Origin of the sequence: Gemmata obscuriglobus, from assembly GCF_008065095.1 — a bacterium.
Lineage (GTDB): Bacteria > Planctomycetota > Planctomycetia > Gemmatales > Gemmataceae > Gemmata > Gemmata obscuriglobus.
In genome coordinates, this window is the sequence record NZ_CP042911.1 from 2,918,300 (window position 1) to 2,933,888 (window position 15,589).

General features: G+C 67.3%; 17 protein-coding genes and 1 riboswitch. Of the genes, 6 read left to right on the forward strand and 11 right to left on the reverse strand.

Translation table 11 applies throughout. The annotated features are described in order from the left end of the window. Positions 1–4: 4 nt before the first annotated feature. From GobsT_RS12155 to fumC, 5 genes are all read right to left on the reverse strand, one after another. Positions 5–1,153, reverse strand: coding sequence for an aromatic ring-hydroxylating oxygenase subunit alpha (locus GobsT_RS12155; RefSeq protein WP_010045970.1), 1,149 nt, complete (start codon positions 1,151–1,153; stop codon positions 5–7). A 150-nt stretch (positions 1,154–1,303) separates the two neighbouring features. Continuing rightward, a complete protein-coding gene (locus GobsT_RS12160) occupies positions 1,304–2,164 on the reverse strand; it encodes a hypothetical protein (RefSeq protein ID WP_010045968.1) in 861 nt (286 codons plus the stop codon). Positions 2,165–2,195: 31 nt separating this feature from the next. Next, positions 2,196–3,050, reverse strand: coding sequence for a hypothetical protein (locus GobsT_RS12165; RefSeq protein WP_010045967.1), 855 nt, complete (start codon positions 3,048–3,050; stop codon positions 2,196–2,198). Between the two features lie 66 nt (positions 3,051–3,116). Next, positions 3,117–4,043 (reverse strand): hypothetical protein, encoded by a 927-nt coding sequence (locus GobsT_RS12170; protein ID WP_010045963.1) that lies wholly within the window; start codon positions 4,041–4,043, stop codon positions 3,117–3,119. A 373-nt stretch (positions 4,044–4,416) separates the two neighbouring features. After that, the gene (gene fumC, locus GobsT_RS12175; RefSeq protein WP_010045961.1) at positions 4,417–5,952 is read right to left on the reverse strand and encodes a class II fumarate hydratase; all 1,536 of its coding nucleotides are present in this window, start codon (positions 5,950–5,952) and stop codon (positions 4,417–4,419) included. Between the two features lie 60 nt (positions 5,953–6,012). Here fumC and GobsT_RS12180 point away from each other — a divergent pair, with 60 nt between their 5' ends. Next, the gene (locus tag GobsT_RS12180; RefSeq protein WP_148087710.1) at positions 6,013–6,312 is read left to right on the forward strand and encodes a hypothetical protein; all 300 of its coding nucleotides are present in this window, start codon (positions 6,013–6,015) and stop codon (positions 6,310–6,312) included. Between the two features lie 2 nt (positions 6,313–6,314). Further along, the gene (locus GobsT_RS12185) at positions 6,315–6,803 is read left to right on the forward strand and encodes a hypothetical protein (protein ID WP_033199237.1); all 489 of its coding nucleotides are present in this window, start codon (positions 6,315–6,317) and stop codon (positions 6,801–6,803) included. A gap of 16 nt (positions 6,804–6,819) precedes the next feature. On the opposite strand, the gene GobsT_RS12190 is transcribed toward GobsT_RS12185, so the two are convergent. From GobsT_RS12190 to GobsT_RS12200, 3 genes are all read right to left on the reverse strand, one after another. Continuing rightward, positions 6,820–8,148: an NAD(P)-binding domain-containing protein gene (locus tag GobsT_RS12190; RefSeq protein WP_029601144.1), complete on the reverse strand. Its 1,329-nt coding sequence runs from the start codon at positions 8,146–8,148 to the stop codon at positions 6,820–6,822. An 88-nt stretch (positions 8,149–8,236) separates the two neighbouring features. After that, on the reverse strand, positions 8,237–8,827 hold the full coding sequence (locus GobsT_RS12195; protein ID WP_010045953.1) for an LOG family protein: 591 nt from the start codon (positions 8,825–8,827) through the stop codon (positions 8,237–8,239). Between the two features lie 81 nt (positions 8,828–8,908). Continuing rightward, positions 8,909–9,415, reverse strand: a complete 507-nt coding sequence (locus GobsT_RS12200) for a hypothetical protein (protein WP_081471844.1) — start codon at positions 9,413–9,415, stop codon at positions 8,909–8,911. Positions 9,416–9,575: 160 nt separating this feature from the next. Here GobsT_RS12200 and GobsT_RS12205 point away from each other — a divergent pair, with 160 nt between their 5' ends. The 3 genes from GobsT_RS12205 (at position 9,576) to GobsT_RS12215 (ending at position 11,880) form a co-directional block, all read left to right on the forward strand. Beyond that, positions 9,576–9,977, forward strand: coding sequence for a YceK/YidQ family lipoprotein (locus GobsT_RS12205; RefSeq protein ID WP_010045948.1), 402 nt, complete (start codon positions 9,576–9,578; stop codon positions 9,975–9,977). Positions 9,978–10,121: 144 nt separating this feature from the next. After that, a riboswitch (cyclic di-GMP riboswitch) is annotated at positions 10,122–10,216 on the forward strand. A 522-nt stretch (positions 10,217–10,738) separates the two neighbouring features. Beyond that, positions 10,739–11,233, forward strand: coding sequence for a hypothetical protein (locus GobsT_RS12210; protein WP_010048255.1), 495 nt, complete (start codon positions 10,739–10,741; stop codon positions 11,231–11,233). A 311-nt stretch (positions 11,234–11,544) separates the two neighbouring features. After that, positions 11,545–11,880, forward strand: coding sequence for a hypothetical protein (locus GobsT_RS12215; RefSeq protein ID WP_010048254.1), 336 nt, complete (start codon positions 11,545–11,547; stop codon positions 11,878–11,880). Positions 11,881–11,949: 69 nt separating this feature from the next. On the opposite strand, the gene GobsT_RS12220 is transcribed toward GobsT_RS12215, so the two are convergent. Together GobsT_RS12220 and aroC are read right to left on the reverse strand one after the other, a co-directional pair. Continuing rightward, on the reverse strand, positions 11,950–12,429 hold the full coding sequence (locus GobsT_RS12220) for a TIGR03067 domain-containing protein (RefSeq protein WP_109571127.1): 480 nt from the start codon (positions 12,427–12,429) through the stop codon (positions 11,950–11,952). Between the two features lie 82 nt (positions 12,430–12,511). Beyond that, the gene (gene aroC, locus GobsT_RS12225) at positions 12,512–13,669 is read right to left on the reverse strand and encodes a chorismate synthase (protein WP_010048250.1); all 1,158 of its coding nucleotides are present in this window, start codon (positions 13,667–13,669) and stop codon (positions 12,512–12,514) included. Between the two features lie 207 nt (positions 13,670–13,876). Between aroC and GobsT_RS12230 the strand changes: the two genes are divergently transcribed. Beyond that, positions 13,877–14,521 (forward strand): hypothetical protein, encoded by a 645-nt coding sequence (locus GobsT_RS12230; protein ID WP_010048248.1) that lies wholly within the window; start codon positions 13,877–13,879, stop codon positions 14,519–14,521. Between the two features lie 38 nt (positions 14,522–14,559). On the opposite strand, the gene GobsT_RS12235 is transcribed toward GobsT_RS12230, so the two are convergent. Further along, positions 14,560–15,570 carry a S1 family peptidase gene (locus GobsT_RS12235; RefSeq protein ID WP_010048245.1) on the reverse strand — a complete coding sequence of 337 codons (1,011 nt, stop codon included), beginning with the start codon at positions 15,568–15,570 and terminating at the stop codon, positions 14,560–14,562. Positions 15,571–15,589 lie beyond the last annotated feature (19 nt).

The following is a 15,589-nucleotide window of genomic DNA, read 5'->3' on the forward strand; positions in this document are numbered from 1 at the left end:
GGTCTCAGCCCGCGCAGACCGGCGTCGGTTCGGACGGCGCCGGCGCTTGCGGTAACTCGCGCGGCCCCTTCGTGTTGTCCAGCACGTACTTCTGGAACTGGTACACGCGCTCTTCCCGCGTCCCGATCACCCCCGGGAACGGGCTCGCCTCCATCCCGCGCTGGATGCCCAGGTAAATCGACCCGTCCTCGGCGAAGACCTTCTTCCCGATGGCCGTCGCGATCGACTTCAGCGTGCGGTAAAGGACCCACGCCAGCGGGTTGGTGCGCGTCCCGCGGAGCGTGAAGAAGATGCACCGGTAGCGACAGGTGGCCGGGCCGGTGGGGAACACGCACTGCATCATCCGGAACGAGTCCAGCGAGCTGCCGGTCGCGTGCGGGTGCAGCACCTGGTGCCAGTACTCGTTCGTCACCGGCTGGCCCATGCGGCGGACCATCCACGCCTGCGCGCGGCCGGCGAAGTCGCTGGGCGGGAGCGTCTTGAACGACGAGAACCGCTCCGTGAGTTCGTGCCACACGTTCTCTTCGGCCGGGAACTCTTTGAACGTGTGCGGGTGAACCTCGGGGATGTGGTACGACTCCAGCGAGTTCTCCAGCACCACCTTCCAGTTGCACGCGAACTCTTTTTCCCACGTCGCCGCGTGCCGGTACGCGCCGCCGTAGTGCCGCCACACGTCCCACACGGGCGCGAGCCACTCGCGCAGGCCCGGGCCGCTCGCGCTGAAGTTCACGAACACCAGATCGCCGCAGGTGTCCACGCGGAACTTCTTCAGGCACGAGTTCTCGCGGTCCCACGGGCGGAACACCTTCGCGTCCGGGATCTTGCCGGTCCCGCCGTCCTTGTTGAACTCCCACCCGTGGTACTGGCAGCGGAGCTTCTCGGCGTGCCCGCGGGGCTTCTCGGTGAGTTTGCTGTGCCGGTGCGGGCAGACGTTCAGAAAGGCCCGCAGCTCGCCGTCGAAGTTGCGGATGATGAACGGGGTTTCGAGCAGGTCGAGCGTGATGAAGTCGCCGGGCCGGGCGAGGTCGCTCGTGGTCGCGACCGGGTGCCACGCCGGCTGGAACAGGTGCCGCAGTTCCGCCCGGTACTGCTCTTCGGACGTGTAATGGTGCGGCCGCAAGAGGTGCTTGAGGTGGTGCTGGTTGGTGAACATCGCGGCGTCTGGGGGATTTAGGCAAACAGGGGCGATAGTTCCTCTTGTTGGGTTTACGAGAACGTCTCGTGGGATGCAAACCGCCCAAAAGATACACCCGCCGACATCAGCAGGCGGGTGGCGCAACACGACGGCGGGAAACTTACCGGCTCACTTCCCGGACACTTTGGCCATGAGGCGGTCGATTTGGTAGCTCTTGCCGGGGCCGTCGAGCCACTTCACGAACGCCTCTTTCGTCTTCGCGATGAAGTCCTCGTTGGGCTTCACCATTGGGAACGTCCAGCCGTCCTTGTCGTTCAGCCCGAGCATGCTGAACGACTGGTACGCGGTGAGCCCGCTCGCCTCGGCCTTCCAGTCGGCTTCGGCGAGCGCCTTGAGCAGGAGGGCGCTCTCGTCCGCGGGCACCTTGGCGGTCGTGGCTTCGCCGCCGCCCTCGGGGTACGCACGGTACTTGGCGATGAGGATGTTGGCGGCCAGGGTGCGGTCGGCCGCCTGATCGGCTTTCAGGGCTTTCATCGGATCGGCCAGCGTCGCGGCGGCCTTTTTCGCTTCCGCAACCCGGTCTTTGTAGTCCGCGGTGTCGGCCAGTATGGGGCTCAGCATCGGGGTGATCGTGTAGAAGTCCCCGGTGGGGTGCTTGACGAGGAAGAACAGCCCTTCCGCGTCCACGGTCGGGCGGAACGGGGACAGACCGCCGCGCCGCGGCGGGGCCGGGGCGTCGATGTTGGTCCCGGTCGGCTCGAACCCGACCTTGATGTGCGTGACCTCGCCCGCCCCGATGAGGGGCGTTTCGACTTTCACCACCGCGACCCGGTACGACACCTTCTCCTTCGCGCCCGGCTCGGCCGGCACGACGGCCGGTTCCTTCTCGATGGCCGTCACCTTGCCGACCACGACCGCGTTGGCACGGGCCAGCTTTTCCAGCGGCGTGAACATGCGGACGCGCTTGGCTTCTGCCGGGGTCACGAGCAGCAGCGCGGCGAGGGCCGCGACGAACAGCGTGCGGATCATGTAAATTCCCCGGGTGGGGCTCCTGTGCTTGTTACTTTTTCGGAACGAGCTTCTTGATCCGGTAGTCTTTGCCTGGGCCGGCGAGCCACTTCACGAACGCCTGGCGACTGGTAGCGAAGAAATCCGCGCCCGGGGCTACGGCGGGCGCGGTCCAGCCGTCCTTCTCGGTCAGCCCGAGCATCGAGAACGCGCCGTACCCGTTAAGACTCTGTGACGCGGGCGTCGGCGCCCACACCCCTTCGCCGAGCGCCCGCAGAATGGGGCCGCTTTCCTCGGCCGACAGGGGCACCTGTTCCGTCTCGCCGCGTGTCCCTTCGCGCGGTGTGCGAAGCGTGTAAACGATTGTGACCGCCGCCTCGTATCGGTCCTGCTCCTTCTCGGCCTTCAGTGCCCGCGCCGGGTCGGCGACGGCCGCGAGCGCTTTTTTGACACCCGCGAGTTGGTCCTTGAAGCCGTCGTTCTTCGTCTCAACGGGCGGCGTCATGTACGGGACGGCGTAGAACGCGCCGTCGGCGTGCTTGACCAGAAAGAAGAGCCACTCCTGACCTTCTTTCAGCTCCGGGTTGTTGAGCCCGCGCCCCGCCTGGACGCCGGCGCCCTGCTCGGCGGCCGGGCGAACGAACCCGACCTTCAGGTGCGTGAGATTCTCGGCCCCCAAGAGGTTACTTTCGACTTTCACCACCGCGATGGTGTGCGCGACCTTTTGGGCGCCGGGGTAAAGCGGGGCGCTGACGGGTTCTTTTTCGATCGCGGTGACCTTGCCCACGACCACCACCGGCGCGCGCAGGGCACGCTCGACGGGTGTGGCGTACGGCGCGATCCGGTCGGCGCGTGCGGTCGTAACGAGCGAGCCGACGGCCAGCGCCGCGCAGAGTAAGCGGAACATGAGCCACCAGTAGGGGGAGTGGTGAGCGGTGCAGGTCTAACATCCGCCGGGCCGCCGGGGACGCACTTACTTGTTGGTCGCCTTTGGGACCAGCTTCTTGATCCGGTAGTCTTTGCCGGGGCCGTCGAGCCACTTCACGAACGCCTCTTTGGTGAGCGCGTTGAAGTCGACCGGCGGTTGGCCCGGTTGCGGGCGCGGGAACGCCGGCTGCGCCCACCCGTCCTGCTCGCTCAGCCCGAGCTGGTAGAAGGCGTTGATCGGGTTCGCGAAGACGTCCGCGCCCGGGGCGGGGCGCACCTTGTTGCTCCAGTCCGCTTCGACGAGGGCTTTGAGGATCAGCTTGCTCTCGTCGGCGGCGATCGCCGCCTGTTCGACCTCGCCGCCGAAATCCGGGTACGACCGGTACTTGGTCACCATCGTCGTGGCGGCGAGCAGCCGGGTTTCGGCCTTATCGCTCTTGAGGGCCTTCATCGGGTCGGCCAGCACCTCGGTCACCTTCTTGACCGCTTCGAGTTCCTTCTTCCCGGCGTCGGTCTTGATGTCAACCGGCAGGCTCATGTTCGGGATGATGTAGAAGTCGGCGGACGGGTGCTTGGTCAGGAAGAAGAGCATCTCCTGACCCTCTTTCAGCTCCGGTGCCTGAAACCCGGGCCGGATGGGGCGAATCGGCCGGACGCCCGGGCCGCCGGGCGGGGCCGGAACGGGTGCCGGTTGCGGGGGCTGCGTACCGATTTTGATGTGCGTGAGGTTGGCGGCGCCGGCGAGCGTCGATTCGATCTTCACGACCGCGACCCGGTACGTGACCTTCTCCTTCGCGCCCGGGAACGGCAAAACCGCTTCAACGGTGTCTTTTTCGATCGCCGTGACCTTTCCGACCACGACCGCCTCGGCCGTGATGGCGCGCTGGGGGGCCGGGCGGATGGCGATCATGAGGGCGTCGGTCGAGCCGACGCCGAGCACCAGAGCGGCGGTTGTGAGCAGGAACTTCCGCATTTCGTTGAGCCTGAGAAAAGTGAGAGCGACATCTGGGCTTCTCGATTCCGGACGATACGGCGGCCGAAAAAGTTGGGGCGCAGGCGAAAATCGGCCGTATTGTCGCGGACCTGGGCGGAGAAGGGTTAAGAAAAAACGTGTCAGGCCATTGAACGGGCCGCGCGACGTGTTTACGCTGACAGCAAGATCGCACCCCGCGTGGGTCGGTCTCCCGGCCGCCCGGTGGTGTCCCCGCACCGCCGGGCGGTGTTCTTTAGTAATGCGGAATGTGGAATTCGGAATGCGGAATTGAAGACAAAGTGCGGAGCGTATTTTGGCTCTTCTCTGTCTCTTTAATTCCGAATTCCGAACTCCGCACTCCGCATTTCCCAACTCAGTCGGCCCCGGGCGCGGTCATCTTCTCGGGCCGGACGATCTGGTCGAACTTCTCGGCGGTGAGCGGGCCGCTCCCGTCCTTGAGCGGCGGCGCGAGTTTGATCGCCTCGGCGCGGAGCGTGGTGCCGTTGTGGTGCGCGGTCTTCGCGATCTTGGCCGCCGCGTCGTACCCGATGTGCCGGTTTAGTGCGGTCACCAGCATCAGCGACTCGTTCACGATCCGGGCGATGGTCGCGCGGTTGGCGTCGATCCCCTTGCGCACCTTGCCGCCGGACTTGGGGGCGATCTTCGACTGGTCGACTTCCACCATCCCGCTGTCCTTGCCGACGACGTACTCGAGCGCCTCGTAGTCGGTCTCGGGCATGTCCGCGGCGCAGTGCTCGCGGAAGCTCCGGCAGGCGTCCGTCAGGAGCCGGACGGAGTGCAGGAAGTTGTGGATCAGCACCGGCTTGAACACGTTCAGCTCGAAGTTCCCCTGCGACGCCGCCAGGCCCACCGCGAGGTCGTTGGCGATGACCTGCACGCACACCATCGTCATCGCTTCGGACTGGGTCGGGTTCACCTTCCCGGGCATGATCGACGAGCCGGGCTCGTTCTCGGGGATGGTCAGCTCGCCGAGGCCGCACCGCGGGCCGCTCGCGAGCCAGCGGACGTCGTTGGCGATCTTCATCAGGGCCGTGGCGAGCGTCTTCAGCGCGCCCGACGCGAAGGCCAGCGGCTCGTGCCCCGCGAGCGCCTGGAACTTGTTCGGCGCGGTGACGAACGGCAGCTTGGTGAGGTCGGCGATCTGCTTGGCGACGCGGACGGCGAACTCCGGGTGCGCGTTGAGCCCGGTGCCGACGGCGGTGCCGCCGAGCGCGAGTTCGTACAGGAACGGCAGCGCCTTCTCGACCGCCGCGATGCCGTAATCGAGCTGCGCGACGTACCCGCCGAACTCCTGGCCCAGCGTCAGCGGCACCGCGTCCATGAGGTGGGTGCGGCCGATCTTCACGATGTCGGCGAACTCGGCGGCCTTCGCGGCGAACGTGTCGCGGAGCGCCCGCACGCTCGGCACCAACTCGTGAACGAGCTCCTCCGCGGCGGCGATGTGCATGGCCGTCGGGAAGGTGTCGTTGGACGACTGCGACATGTTCACGTCGTCGTTCGGGTGGACCGGCTTCTTGCTGCCGAGCACCCCGCCGGCCATCTGGATGGCGCGGTTCGAGATCACCTCGTTGACGTTCATGTTGGTCTGCGTGCCGCTGCCGGTCTGCCACACGCGGAGCGGGAAGTGGTCGTCGAGGTACCCGGCGATCACCTCGTCCGCGGCGTCGGAGACCAGCTTGCACCGGTCGGCGGGGAGCAGCCCGAGGGCGCTGTTGGTGAGCGCGGCGGCCTTCTTGAGCGTGCCGAACGCGCGGATCACGGCGCGGGGCATGGTGTCGGCGCCGATCGCGAAGTGCGTGAGCGAGCGGGCGGTCTGCGCGCCGTAGAGGCGGTCGGCGGGGACGCGGATGTGCCCCATGCTGTCGGTTTCGAGGCGGTACTCTCGCATCGGCGTGCGGTTCCTGTGCTGGAGACGAGCGGGAATTGCGGGTATTGTAGAGAGTGGGAAATGACGACACCCCGCGCTCACGGTGCCGCTATGCCGGACTGGCTGATTCAGGTGGTGATTCAGTACCCGATTGTGGTGATTGTAGGGTTCGTGGCGTGGTACGCGCACCGGGAGCTGAAGGCTCAAACCAAACAGTACCTTCAGCGCGAGGACCAGTGGAGCGCGGATGTCGGCCAGGCGCGCCGAGAGTTGAGCGAGTTCAAAAATCAAATGATCGAGCAGTCCGCCGCGGTCCTGCGGGGCGAGCTGAAACGGCTGGCGAAGGTCGTTGACGAACTCAACAAGCGGTTAGGAGCGTGACCGTGGAAGTGTACGCCGTGATCACGATCGAGTATCTGACGTGCTTGGGGTTCGTTCTCGTGATGTTGCGGACGGTTCGGCGCGATCGCGCCGCGTGCGAGGCGCGTCTTCGGGAGGCCGACGCTGCGGCCCGTCGGGACGTTGTGGAGGCACGGGCCGAACTCAGCCGGCTGCGCGCATCTCTGCCGCCGGAACTGGTTCTCAAACTCGAACTGTCGGATGACGAACCCGCGCCGGACCTGCCCGCCGCGTTCGAACATGCCAAGCCCCTGGTGTTCTCACTGAGTGCTCAGGAGCAGTCGCTCGGCGGGGGCGGGTTAGTGCTCACCGCGGCCAAGGTCGAGTTCGGGTCCGTGCGTCTGACGCTCTCGCCCGTCGATCGGGTCGGTGCGGCCGAGCGCGTGCGCCAGCTCGCCGAAGCTTGGAACGCAAACGCCCGCCAGTTGCCCCCCGGGGTGATCTCGGCATGGGCTGCGGTGGTAGCCGCCTGAGCACGCCGTCACGCCGTCACGCCGCTCGCGCCGTTTCGCGTGCGCCGCGCCGGCGCTCCTTTCGCAGCCCGTCGAGGTACGGGTAGAAGTCCACCTGGATCGTGTGCCGCGACGACGCCGTGTAGCGCCGGCGCATCGCCTCGCGGTCGCGCCCGATGCCCGTCAGCATCTCGTCCCGCGTCGGCAACGCGCACTTGCCTTCAACGAGGTCCGCGACCCACTTCGACTGCTCCTCCGCCAGCGGCATGATCGCGCCCCACGGCTGCACCAGCCCGATGAAGTAGAGCCCGCGGTGCTCGGGGTGGACCACCAGCTTGTAGAGCCGCACCTCGTTGTCGCGGGCCTCGAACACCTCCGGCGCCAGGAACGGCACCCGGATGTCGTAGCCCGTGGCGTAGACGATCGCGTCCACGGGTTCGCGCGTGCCATCGGTAAAGAGGACCTCGCGCCCGTCGGCGGCGCCGGTGAACTCCTGAATGTTGGGCTTCACCGTGACCCGGCCGTGGCCGATCAGGTTGAGCAGGTCCGACGAGATCGTCGGGTGCTCTTCCAGAATCCGGTGCCGCGGTTCCGGCAGGTGGAAGCGCTTGAGCTTGCCGCGCGCGACCCGGAGGGCCGTGCCGAAAATGAACTGCTGCAACCGGAGCGGCAGGTGGCGCCACATCCACGGCGACACCAGCTTGTCGAGCGGGCGCCCGAACAGGTACTTCGGGATCAGGTGGACGCCGTGCCGCATCGCCAAGAAGGTGCGGTCGGCGACGCGCGACACCTCGCACGCGATGTCACAGCCCGAGTTGCCGACGCCCAGCACCAGCACGCGCTGGCCCGCGAAGCTCTCGGGGGACCGGTACCGGCCGGCGTGCAGCGCCGTGCCGGCGAACGTGCCCGGGAACGTCGGCACGCGCGGGTGCCAGTGGTGCCCGTTCGCGACCACGACATCGGTGTACGCGCGGCTCTCGCTGCGGCCCGTCGCGTCGGTCGTTTCGACCCGGAACGTGCCGTCGGCGAGGGGCTCGACCCGCTGCACCGTGGTGCGGAACGTGATCCGGTCGCGCAGCCCGAAGTGGTCGACGTAGGCGTCGAAGTACCGCGCGATTTGCGAGTGGTGCGGGAAGTCCGGGTAGTCGCGCGGCATCGGGAAGTCGGCGAACTGCATCTTCGCGCGCGACGTGTTGATGTGCAGCGACCGGTACGCGACCGACGCGCCGCTGTCGTTCTCGTACCGCCACAGCCCGCCGACGTTCGACCCCTTCTCGAAGCAGTCGAACGGGACGCCGCGCTCGTGGAACGTCTTGGCCGCGACGATTCCGGACGAGCCGGCGCCGATCACACAAACCCTGCGCATAGTACCGCTCCGTGACGCGGCACATGTGATAACGCAAACGGGGGCGGCGGGGCAAGAGCGGTTGTCCGGGGCGGTCCTGACACAGTGCTCACCGCTCGCCGGGCTCGACCCACTTCGTGAGCGGTTCCGCCGGCCGCCACGTTTCGAGTTTCGTGAGCAACTCGGGAACGGTTTCGGCGACCAGCAACAGCTCGCGGTGCTTCTGCTTGAGGAGCCCTTCCGACACGATGTGGTCGAGCCACGCCAGCAGCGGGGTGAAGAAGCCGTTGACGTTCAACAGCGCCACCGGCTTGGTGTGGATGCCGAGCTGCGCCCACGTCAGGATCTCGAACAGCTCGTCGCCGGTGCCGAACCCGCCGGGCAGCGCGACGAACGCCCCGGCGCGGTCGGCCATCAGCGCCTTGCGCTCGTGCATGGTGTTGACAACGATCAGCTCGGTGCAGTCTTCCTGAGCAATTTCCTTGAGCGCGAGCGAGTGCGGGATCACACCCACCACCACCCCGCCCGCGGCCAGCGTGGCCGATGCGACGACGCCCATCAGCCCGACCCGACCCCCGCCGTACACGAGCGCCAGCCCGCGCCCGGCGAGCGCCGCGCCCAGCTCACGCGCGGCTTCGGCGTAGAGCGGGTTCGTGCCGGCGGCCGACCCGCAGAACACGCAGACGGAATTCAGTGGCATGAGGGTCACCGCGGAACGTGAGAGAGTTCGGGCGGCTTCAATATAGTTCCGGGCTTCAGGTTCGGAAGGGCGGGCTTCGGCTCACACCCAACCGCGGGCGCGGTACTCCTCCGGCACCTCCGGCGGGACCGGTGGGGGCTCCTTGCGTGCCACGCACGCCACGGCCGCGCGGACGCGGTCGGCCCAATCCGGGTCGTGCGGGGACACCACGCACACGTTCCGGTCCCACCGGTTCTCCTCCCACACGCCCCAACTGTCGTCGATGTGCAGGTGAATGCCGAACTGCGCCGGGCACTTGCTCGGCCCGCGGCGGCCGAACGTGCGCTCGTGCCGGTACTGGTTGACGACGTACCCGAGCCGCACGCCGTAGCACCGGAGCCACCACCACACGGTTCGCGGGTCGCGGTACGAGGTCGTGTACACCCACAGCTCGTGATCGCGACCGAGTTCCCGCAGCAGCGCGCCCGCGCCCGACCGCTGCGGCTCGTGGAGCCAGCCGCGCAACAGCCACCACACGCGGTTCGGATCGTGCCGCGCGCCGTTGTGGTAGCAGATGAGCGTGTCGTCAAGGTCGAACGAGATTCGCATGGTGCCGGTACGCGACGGCCCGCGGCACGGTTCGCCGCGCTTACCCATTCCTCCGGAAACGTCTCGCCCCGGCCGATTTCCTCCACCCGCCCGCCCGCCGAACCCGATAAACAGGACCGGCGGCGCGGGTCACGCGGCGCCGGCTTTCGGGGTAATCCGTATGGGCGGCCGGAACAAACTTGTGATCGCGGCGCTCGCGGCCGCGCTGGGCGGTGGGTGCGGGACCGTCGATAACGTGCGCCGCCCGGTCTACCCGCTGCCGAACAGTCCGAACACGCACGTGTGCCGGGTGTACGGTGGGGTCCGCGGTGACTTCGGCATGATGACCGAGTACCCGTGGCGCGACACGCCGTCGTTCATCGATTACATTGTGCTGCCGGTGATGTCCGCGATCGATCTGGGGCTGTCGGCCTTCGGGGACACGGTTACGCTGCCGTACACGGTCGGCGTGGAGGTGTGGCGGGCGTTCAATCCCGACCCGCCGCCGCCGCGCGAGTCGTTGCAGGTGCCGGTGACGGTTGCGGAGCCCGCACCGCCGACCGGGCAGGTTGCGCAGCCGTAAGCGGTGTCCGCGGGAGATATTCCGGTGGCGCCGGGTTTGCGTGACGGCGGCCCGTATTCTATCGTCCTTTAGCAACGGCCGAGGGCGATTTTGGTTCTCGGCCGGGGGCGTGTGCCGGCGCGTTCTGTCGCGTCACACCTTTCATCCTCGAAAGGGCTAACCCGCTGCGAAGCGGGGGCGCAAAGCCACGGGCCTGCGGTCTCCCCACCACACCGACCGCAGGTCGCCTGGTTGCCGAAGGGCATGGCGGTGAAAACCTGTCCATCCCTGGGGGCGTGGGGTCACACCCGCTCCCCTCCGCGCGCCGGAACACGGGCTCACGCCCGGTGCCGCCAGCGCACGCCCCGCTACGTTCAACATCTCTGAGCATCGGCCGCGCTCGGCGCGCCGACCGGCGCGCGCCGCGTGACGCCGAATCCCATCTGCGTCGTGTGACGCAAACTCAACAAAGACCTTCTGTCGTTTCACGTGCGGTCTGGGTTGTCAAGATCCCCTGTCGTATACACGAACCGGCTGTCAGTGTCCGTTTTAGTTTTGTCTTTGTGGCACAGACGTTCCTGCCTGTGCAGTGCGAGACGGCCGAACAGACTGGAAGGTCTGTGCCACAAAGACAAAACTAAATCGCGGCTGTCAGGCTCGAGCTGAATTCCCCCGTCGCCGCGTAACTTGCTGAAAATTCAGGTGTTCTGGCGATTCGTGCCGCCCCTTTCCGTTTCGGTCTTCGGGGTTGAGACGTTTGTGCGCATCACCAGAGGACTCGCATGATTGGTTCCATCGGTTCGACCGCACCGAGTCTCTCGGTCGCGTCTGTTCTGCAGGCCGGGATAACCTCGGCCGTGAGTGGCACGGGTGCCCTTACCGGTGCCGGTGACACCGCCGACATCTCGGGGCCGGGGAAACTGTTCGCGGCGCTCAAGGAATTGGCTGCGGAAGATCCGGAGAAGTTCAAAGCGGTGGCCGCGGACATCGCCACCAAACTCAAGGAAGCCGCAGAAAAGGCGAGTGACGCGACCGGTTCGGTCGCCGGTCCGAGTTCCCTGCTGTCCGACCTCGCCGCCAAGTTCGAGACGGCCGCGGAAACGGGGGACGTGTCCGTATTGGAGCCCCCCTCGCAGGGGCCGGGCGGGGTGGGCGGGTACAACCGCGCCGGCCGGCCGAACGGCCCCCCGCCGCCCCCGCCGGCGGACTCGGGTGTTGATCTGAAGGCGCTGTTCGACTCGATCACCAAAGAGGTGACCGACGCGCTGGCCGCGTGACCGCTGTCAAACGGCTCGACCACGAATCGCGCCGGCGCATGACGCCGGCGCCGTTAAACACCAGGTGTCGCCATTTGTCGCAGCTTTTGTACGGATCGCAAACGGTTCGACGTTCGGGACGTGCCGGCGGTCGTTCATACGCCGTGCCGATCGGTGCGGCGGGTTCATACTACACGGAGGCGTTGAACGGGCGCTCGCATGCCCAACTACCTGCGTAACCGAGCGATACCGCTCGCCTTCTTTTCGTTCGCTCATAAACTGCCGGAACTCCTCGCAGACATTTACTCGCCCGCTTTATTCCGAGAGGCCCGATGCCGGTACGTCCCGTTAGCCACTTCACGTGGCAGGTGCTCCGCACTGTGAAGCGGAGCAAGAAGCCCCTGACCGGTCGCGACCTGCGACTGGCACCCACCCGGAACACGAAGGACGGTTCGTTCCTCACGGCGCTCGTCGATCAGGGCCTCCTGACCGCCGTTACCGGGTCGAGCGACATCCCGTTCGAGGCGACGTTCTCGCTCACCGAGAAGGGGCAGCACGCGGCCGAGTACGGCGAGTACGAGTACGATCTGAAGCCGAAGTCCGCTCCCGCACCGGCCCCCGCGCCGCCGGCTCCCAAGTCCGCCGTGGTCGCCAAGAAGAAGCGGTAACGGGCGTGAAACGCCAAACGCCCGGCGACACGCGCCGGGCGCTCGTTTCGGACTGTTGACCCGAAATCCTTACTCTTTCGTGAACTTGTTGGGCATCGGGTTCATGTTCTTCAGCACGAAGAGGTGCTGCTTTTCCCCCGCCTTAAATTCCTTCGGCGTCTCGCCGCCGGGCAGGGCGTACACGATTGTGATCGTATCGCCCTCCTTCTTGATCAGTCCGTTCGCGGTCGATTCTTTCGGGTGGTGACTCGTCATCTTGATGGCCCACGGCGTTTTGGCCTTATCGATCGTGTACGTGGCGGCGAAGAACTCCTTCTTGTCCTTGTCGGTGCCCACGATCTTGTCGCCGGTGAACCGCACCAGCGAGCCCTTGATTTCGCCCTCGGGGATGGCCTTGTCGTCCTTCTCACCCGACACGATCGTGTAGCCGCCGTCGAGTTCCCCGGCGGCCTTCTTCTCGTCCTTTTTGTCGTCGGCGGTTCCGGGCGAGCCCGTCAAAACCACCACGGTCGCCGCAGCGAACAGAAGTGCGGAAACGAATGTGCGCATGGCGGTTGCTCCTGGTGTTAGCGCCCCGCGACCGGTGCGGGGACTGCGAACGGTTGGAGCAACCGCTGTGCCGTGGTCGGCGTCAGGACGACAGCTTCGAGGACCGGGCACGCAGGAGGTGATCGACCAGCACGAGGGCAACCATCGCCTCGCCCATCGGGACGAACCGCGGCAGCAGACAGGGGTCGTGACGGCCCTTCACGAGAATCTCCGTCGGCCGGCCGTCGCGGTCGATCGTTCGCTGCGTGCGGGGGATGCTGCTGGTGGGCTTGATCGCGGCCCGGCAGACGATCGGCATTCCGCTGGAAATGCCGCCGAGCATCCCGCCGTGCCGGTTCGACTCGGTGCGCACCCGCGGGCCGTGCTTCGGCTCCCACACGGTCGCGTTGCAGTCGGCCGCGTCCGGTGCCACCGGGGACTCGTGCGCTTCCGGGGGCGCGAACACGTCGTTGTTCGCACTGCCGCGCATGGTGGCGACCGCGAACCCCGCACCGTACTCGAACCCCGTGACCGCCGGCAGCGACAGAAGTGCTTTGGCCAGATCGGCTTTCAGCTTGTCGAAGACGGGCTCGCCGAGCCCCGCGGGGACGCCGGTCGCGACCAACTCGCACACGCCGCCGATCGAGTCGCGGTCCATGCGCACGTCGTCGATGAGCTGGACCATCTGGGCGGCGGTTTCCGGCACCGGGCACCGCACCGGGGTCGCTTCCACCTGCTCCAGTGTCACGGCCGTCGGGTCCGGAACGTGCGCGACGAGGGGGCCGACCTGCTTGACGTACCCGAGCACGCGAATCCCGTCGCGCGCGAGGAGCTTTTTGGCGACGGCGCCGGCCGCGACCCGGCTCACCGTCTCGCGCGCGCTGGACCGCCCGCCGCCGCGGTAGTCGCGGAACCCGTACTTCGCGTCGAACGTGAAGTCCGCGTGGCCGGGGCGGTACTTGTCCTTGATGTCGCCGTAGTCGCCGCTCCGCTGGTCGCTGTTGCGGAACGTGATGGCGATGGGGGTGCCGTCGGTCTTCCCCTCGAACACCCCGGACCAGATTTCGGGGAGGTCCTGTTCGTCGCGCTGGGTGGTGAGCTTGCTCTGCCCCGGGCGCCGGCGCCGCAGGTCCGGGAGCAGGTCGTCGACCGAGAGTTCCAGCCCCGCGGGGCAGCCGTCGATGATGACCACGTTTCCGGGGCCGTGGCTGACGCCCGCCGTGGTGACGCGAAACAGTGTGCCGAATGTGTTGCCTGCCATCCCGCAATTGTATCGCTTCCGCCGGCCCCGGGCTGGAGCCGGCCGGGCCGGCGCGGGTAGATTGAATGGGAGACACGACCCCAAGTTCGATGGTTTCAAGTTCCGGGGGCGGGCGACAGCAGGCGACCCGGCGGACCGTCAGGCGGTTCCGCGGCCGCCGGAACTTCACTTGGGGCCGGCACCTGGAACCCGGAGGGACTCACCCCGATGCGACCCGCACTCGCGTTCGGTGTGCTGCTCGGCACGCTGGCACTGGCGCACGCGCAACCGTCCAAGGACCCCGACCCGCGGTACGGGGTCACCGCGCGGGTCAAGGTGCACCTGCAAACGAGCCCGAAAGAGGCGCTCAAAACGACCCTCGCGCTGATCGACGCGGGGCAGTACGCGTACCTCGCGGCCCACGTCCTCGACCCCAAGTTCGTGGACGAGATGGTGGCCGACCGCACGAAGGCGTTCGAGGCCGGGGCGGAGCGCGAGCTGGCCAAGCTGCGCGACTTCCAGCGCGCCAACCCCGACCAGGTGCAGGGGCAGGACCGCGTTCCGCTGGACCCGAAGGCGTTCCGGGCGGTGGCGGAGCAGAAGGCCCGCGACCTGGCGTTCAAGCAGTTCCTGCGTGACATTGAGGAGAAGTTCCGCGAGGACCCGCAATCGCTGAAGGACCTGCGGAAGATCCTGCGCGAGGGCAAGTTCTCGGAGGCCGACCCGACGGCGTCCGCGGGGCACGACACCGTGAAAGGGCGCACGGTGCACTTTAAGAAGATCGGCGACCGCTGGTTCCTGGAGAACCGGGTCGCCGAGGAGCCCAAGAAGGAAGAAGAGCCGAAGAAGGAAGACCCCAAGAAGGGGCCGTAACGTCGCCGCTCGGCGCGCGGCCGTGTTCCGCGGGCCGCTTACTTGTTGATCCACTTCAGGATGGTCGGGCCGGGCACGGTCATCTTCACGACCATCTGGAGTGACGACCCTTGCGGCTCGGGCTTCCCGGGCGGTTTCGGCTTGTCGTCCTTTTGTTCCTGCCGCTTCTCGTCGGTCCGCGACAGCTTCGGCGAACCGACGGGCCGCACCGGCTTCCGGCGTGCCGGGTTCTGGGGGGCCTCGTCGGCCGCGTCGATGTTGAGCGTCAGCGCCGCCATCCCCACCACCGCGCCGTACTTGTTCAGCACCGGCCCGCCGCTCGAACCGCTCGCGTAGTCGGCGGTGATCCCCATCCACTTCTCGCGATTCTTGTCCTCGTTGGTGTGGGTGCTGTACCGCGTGACCGCGCCCTGGGTGTACACGTAGAACAGGTCGCCCGGGTGGCTCAGCACCCCGACCCACGAGCCGACCTCGGCGAACGCGGGCGACACGGCCAGCGGCACCAACTCCCGGGCGGAGATGCGGAACACCGCGACGTCGGCGGTTCTGTCGCCGCCGAGGAAGTCGGTGACCGGGTACACGTTGCCGTTGCGGTCGGCGGCCCCGAACACCTCGCCGCCTTTGAGGTCCTCGAAGACGTGCCAGTTGGTGACGAGCACGCCGTCGGCGGCCGCGACCCACGCGGTCGCGTAGGTGCCGGTCTCCCAGTTCCCGTCCTTGTCGGGGTACACGCTGCCGACGACGAACACGCTCGGCTCGGCCAGCTTGTACACCTCTTCCGGCGCGAGCGCCTTGCGGCCCGGTTCGGCGGCGGCGATGTTGGCGCTGCCGGGCTTCATTTTCGCGAGGAGCTTCTTGTGCGCGAGCGGCCTCTTGGCCTTGGCCAGCTCTTCGAGCTTCTCGTACAGGTTCTTGTACACCGCGTCGTCGTCGACGAACTTCGGCTCGCGGGGGGCCTCGGCCTTGGGCGGCTGCGCGGCGGCACCGAGCGCAACTGCGCAGCCGAGCAGGAGCGCGAGTGGGAGGGCCGCAGGCATCGGTTTGCGCATATGCTCTCGGTCGCTTGCG

Coding starts and splice junctions, on each gene's coding strand:
- GobsT_RS12155 (WP_010045970.1), bottom strand. CDS start 1,153: ATGTTCACCAACCAGCACCACCTCAAGCACCTCTTGCGGCCGCACCAT.
- GobsT_RS12160 (WP_010045968.1), bottom strand. CDS start 2,164: ATGATCCGCACGCTGTTCGTCGCGGCCCTCGCCGCGCTGCTGCTCGTG.
- GobsT_RS12165 (WP_010045967.1), bottom strand. CDS start 3,050: ATGTTCCGCTTACTCTGCGCGGCGCTGGCCGTCGGCTCGCTCGTTACG.
- GobsT_RS12170 (WP_010045963.1), bottom strand. CDS start 4,043: ATGCGGAAGTTCCTGCTCACAACCGCCGCTCTGGTGCTCGGCGTCGGC.
- fumC (WP_010045961.1), bottom strand. CDS start 5,952: ATGCGAGAGTACCGCCTCGAAACCGACAGCATGGGGCACATCCGCGTC.
- GobsT_RS12180 (WP_148087710.1), top strand. CDS start 6,013: ATGACGACACCCCGCGCTCACGGTGCCGCTATGCCGGACTGGCTGATT.
- GobsT_RS12190 (WP_029601144.1), bottom strand. CDS start 8,148: ATGCGCAGGGTTTGTGTGATCGGCGCCGGCTCGTCCGGAATCGTCGCG.
- GobsT_RS12195 (WP_010045953.1), bottom strand. CDS start 8,827: ATGCCACTGAATTCCGTCTGCGTGTTCTGCGGGTCGGCCGCCGGCACG.
- GobsT_RS12200 (WP_081471844.1), bottom strand. CDS start 9,415: ATGCGAATCTCGTTCGACCTTGACGACACGCTCATCTGCTACCACAAC.
- GobsT_RS12205 (WP_010045948.1), top strand. CDS start 9,576: ATGGGCGGCCGGAACAAACTTGTGATCGCGGCGCTCGCGGCCGCGCTG.
- GobsT_RS12210 (WP_010048255.1), top strand. CDS start 10,739: ATGATTGGTTCCATCGGTTCGACCGCACCGAGTCTCTCGGTCGCGTCT.
- GobsT_RS12215 (WP_010048254.1), top strand. CDS start 11,545: ATGCCGGTACGTCCCGTTAGCCACTTCACGTGGCAGGTGCTCCGCACT.
- GobsT_RS12220 (WP_109571127.1), bottom strand. CDS start 12,429: ATGCGCACATTCGTTTCCGCACTTCTGTTCGCTGCGGCGACCGTGGTG.
- aroC (WP_010048250.1), bottom strand. CDS start 13,669: ATGGCAGGCAACACATTCGGCACACTGTTTCGCGTCACCACGGCGGGC.
- GobsT_RS12230 (WP_010048248.1), top strand. CDS start 13,877: ATGCGACCCGCACTCGCGTTCGGTGTGCTGCTCGGCACGCTGGCACTG.
- GobsT_RS12235 (WP_010048245.1), bottom strand. CDS start 15,570: ATGCGCAAACCGATGCCTGCGGCCCTCCCACTCGCGCTCCTGCTCGGC.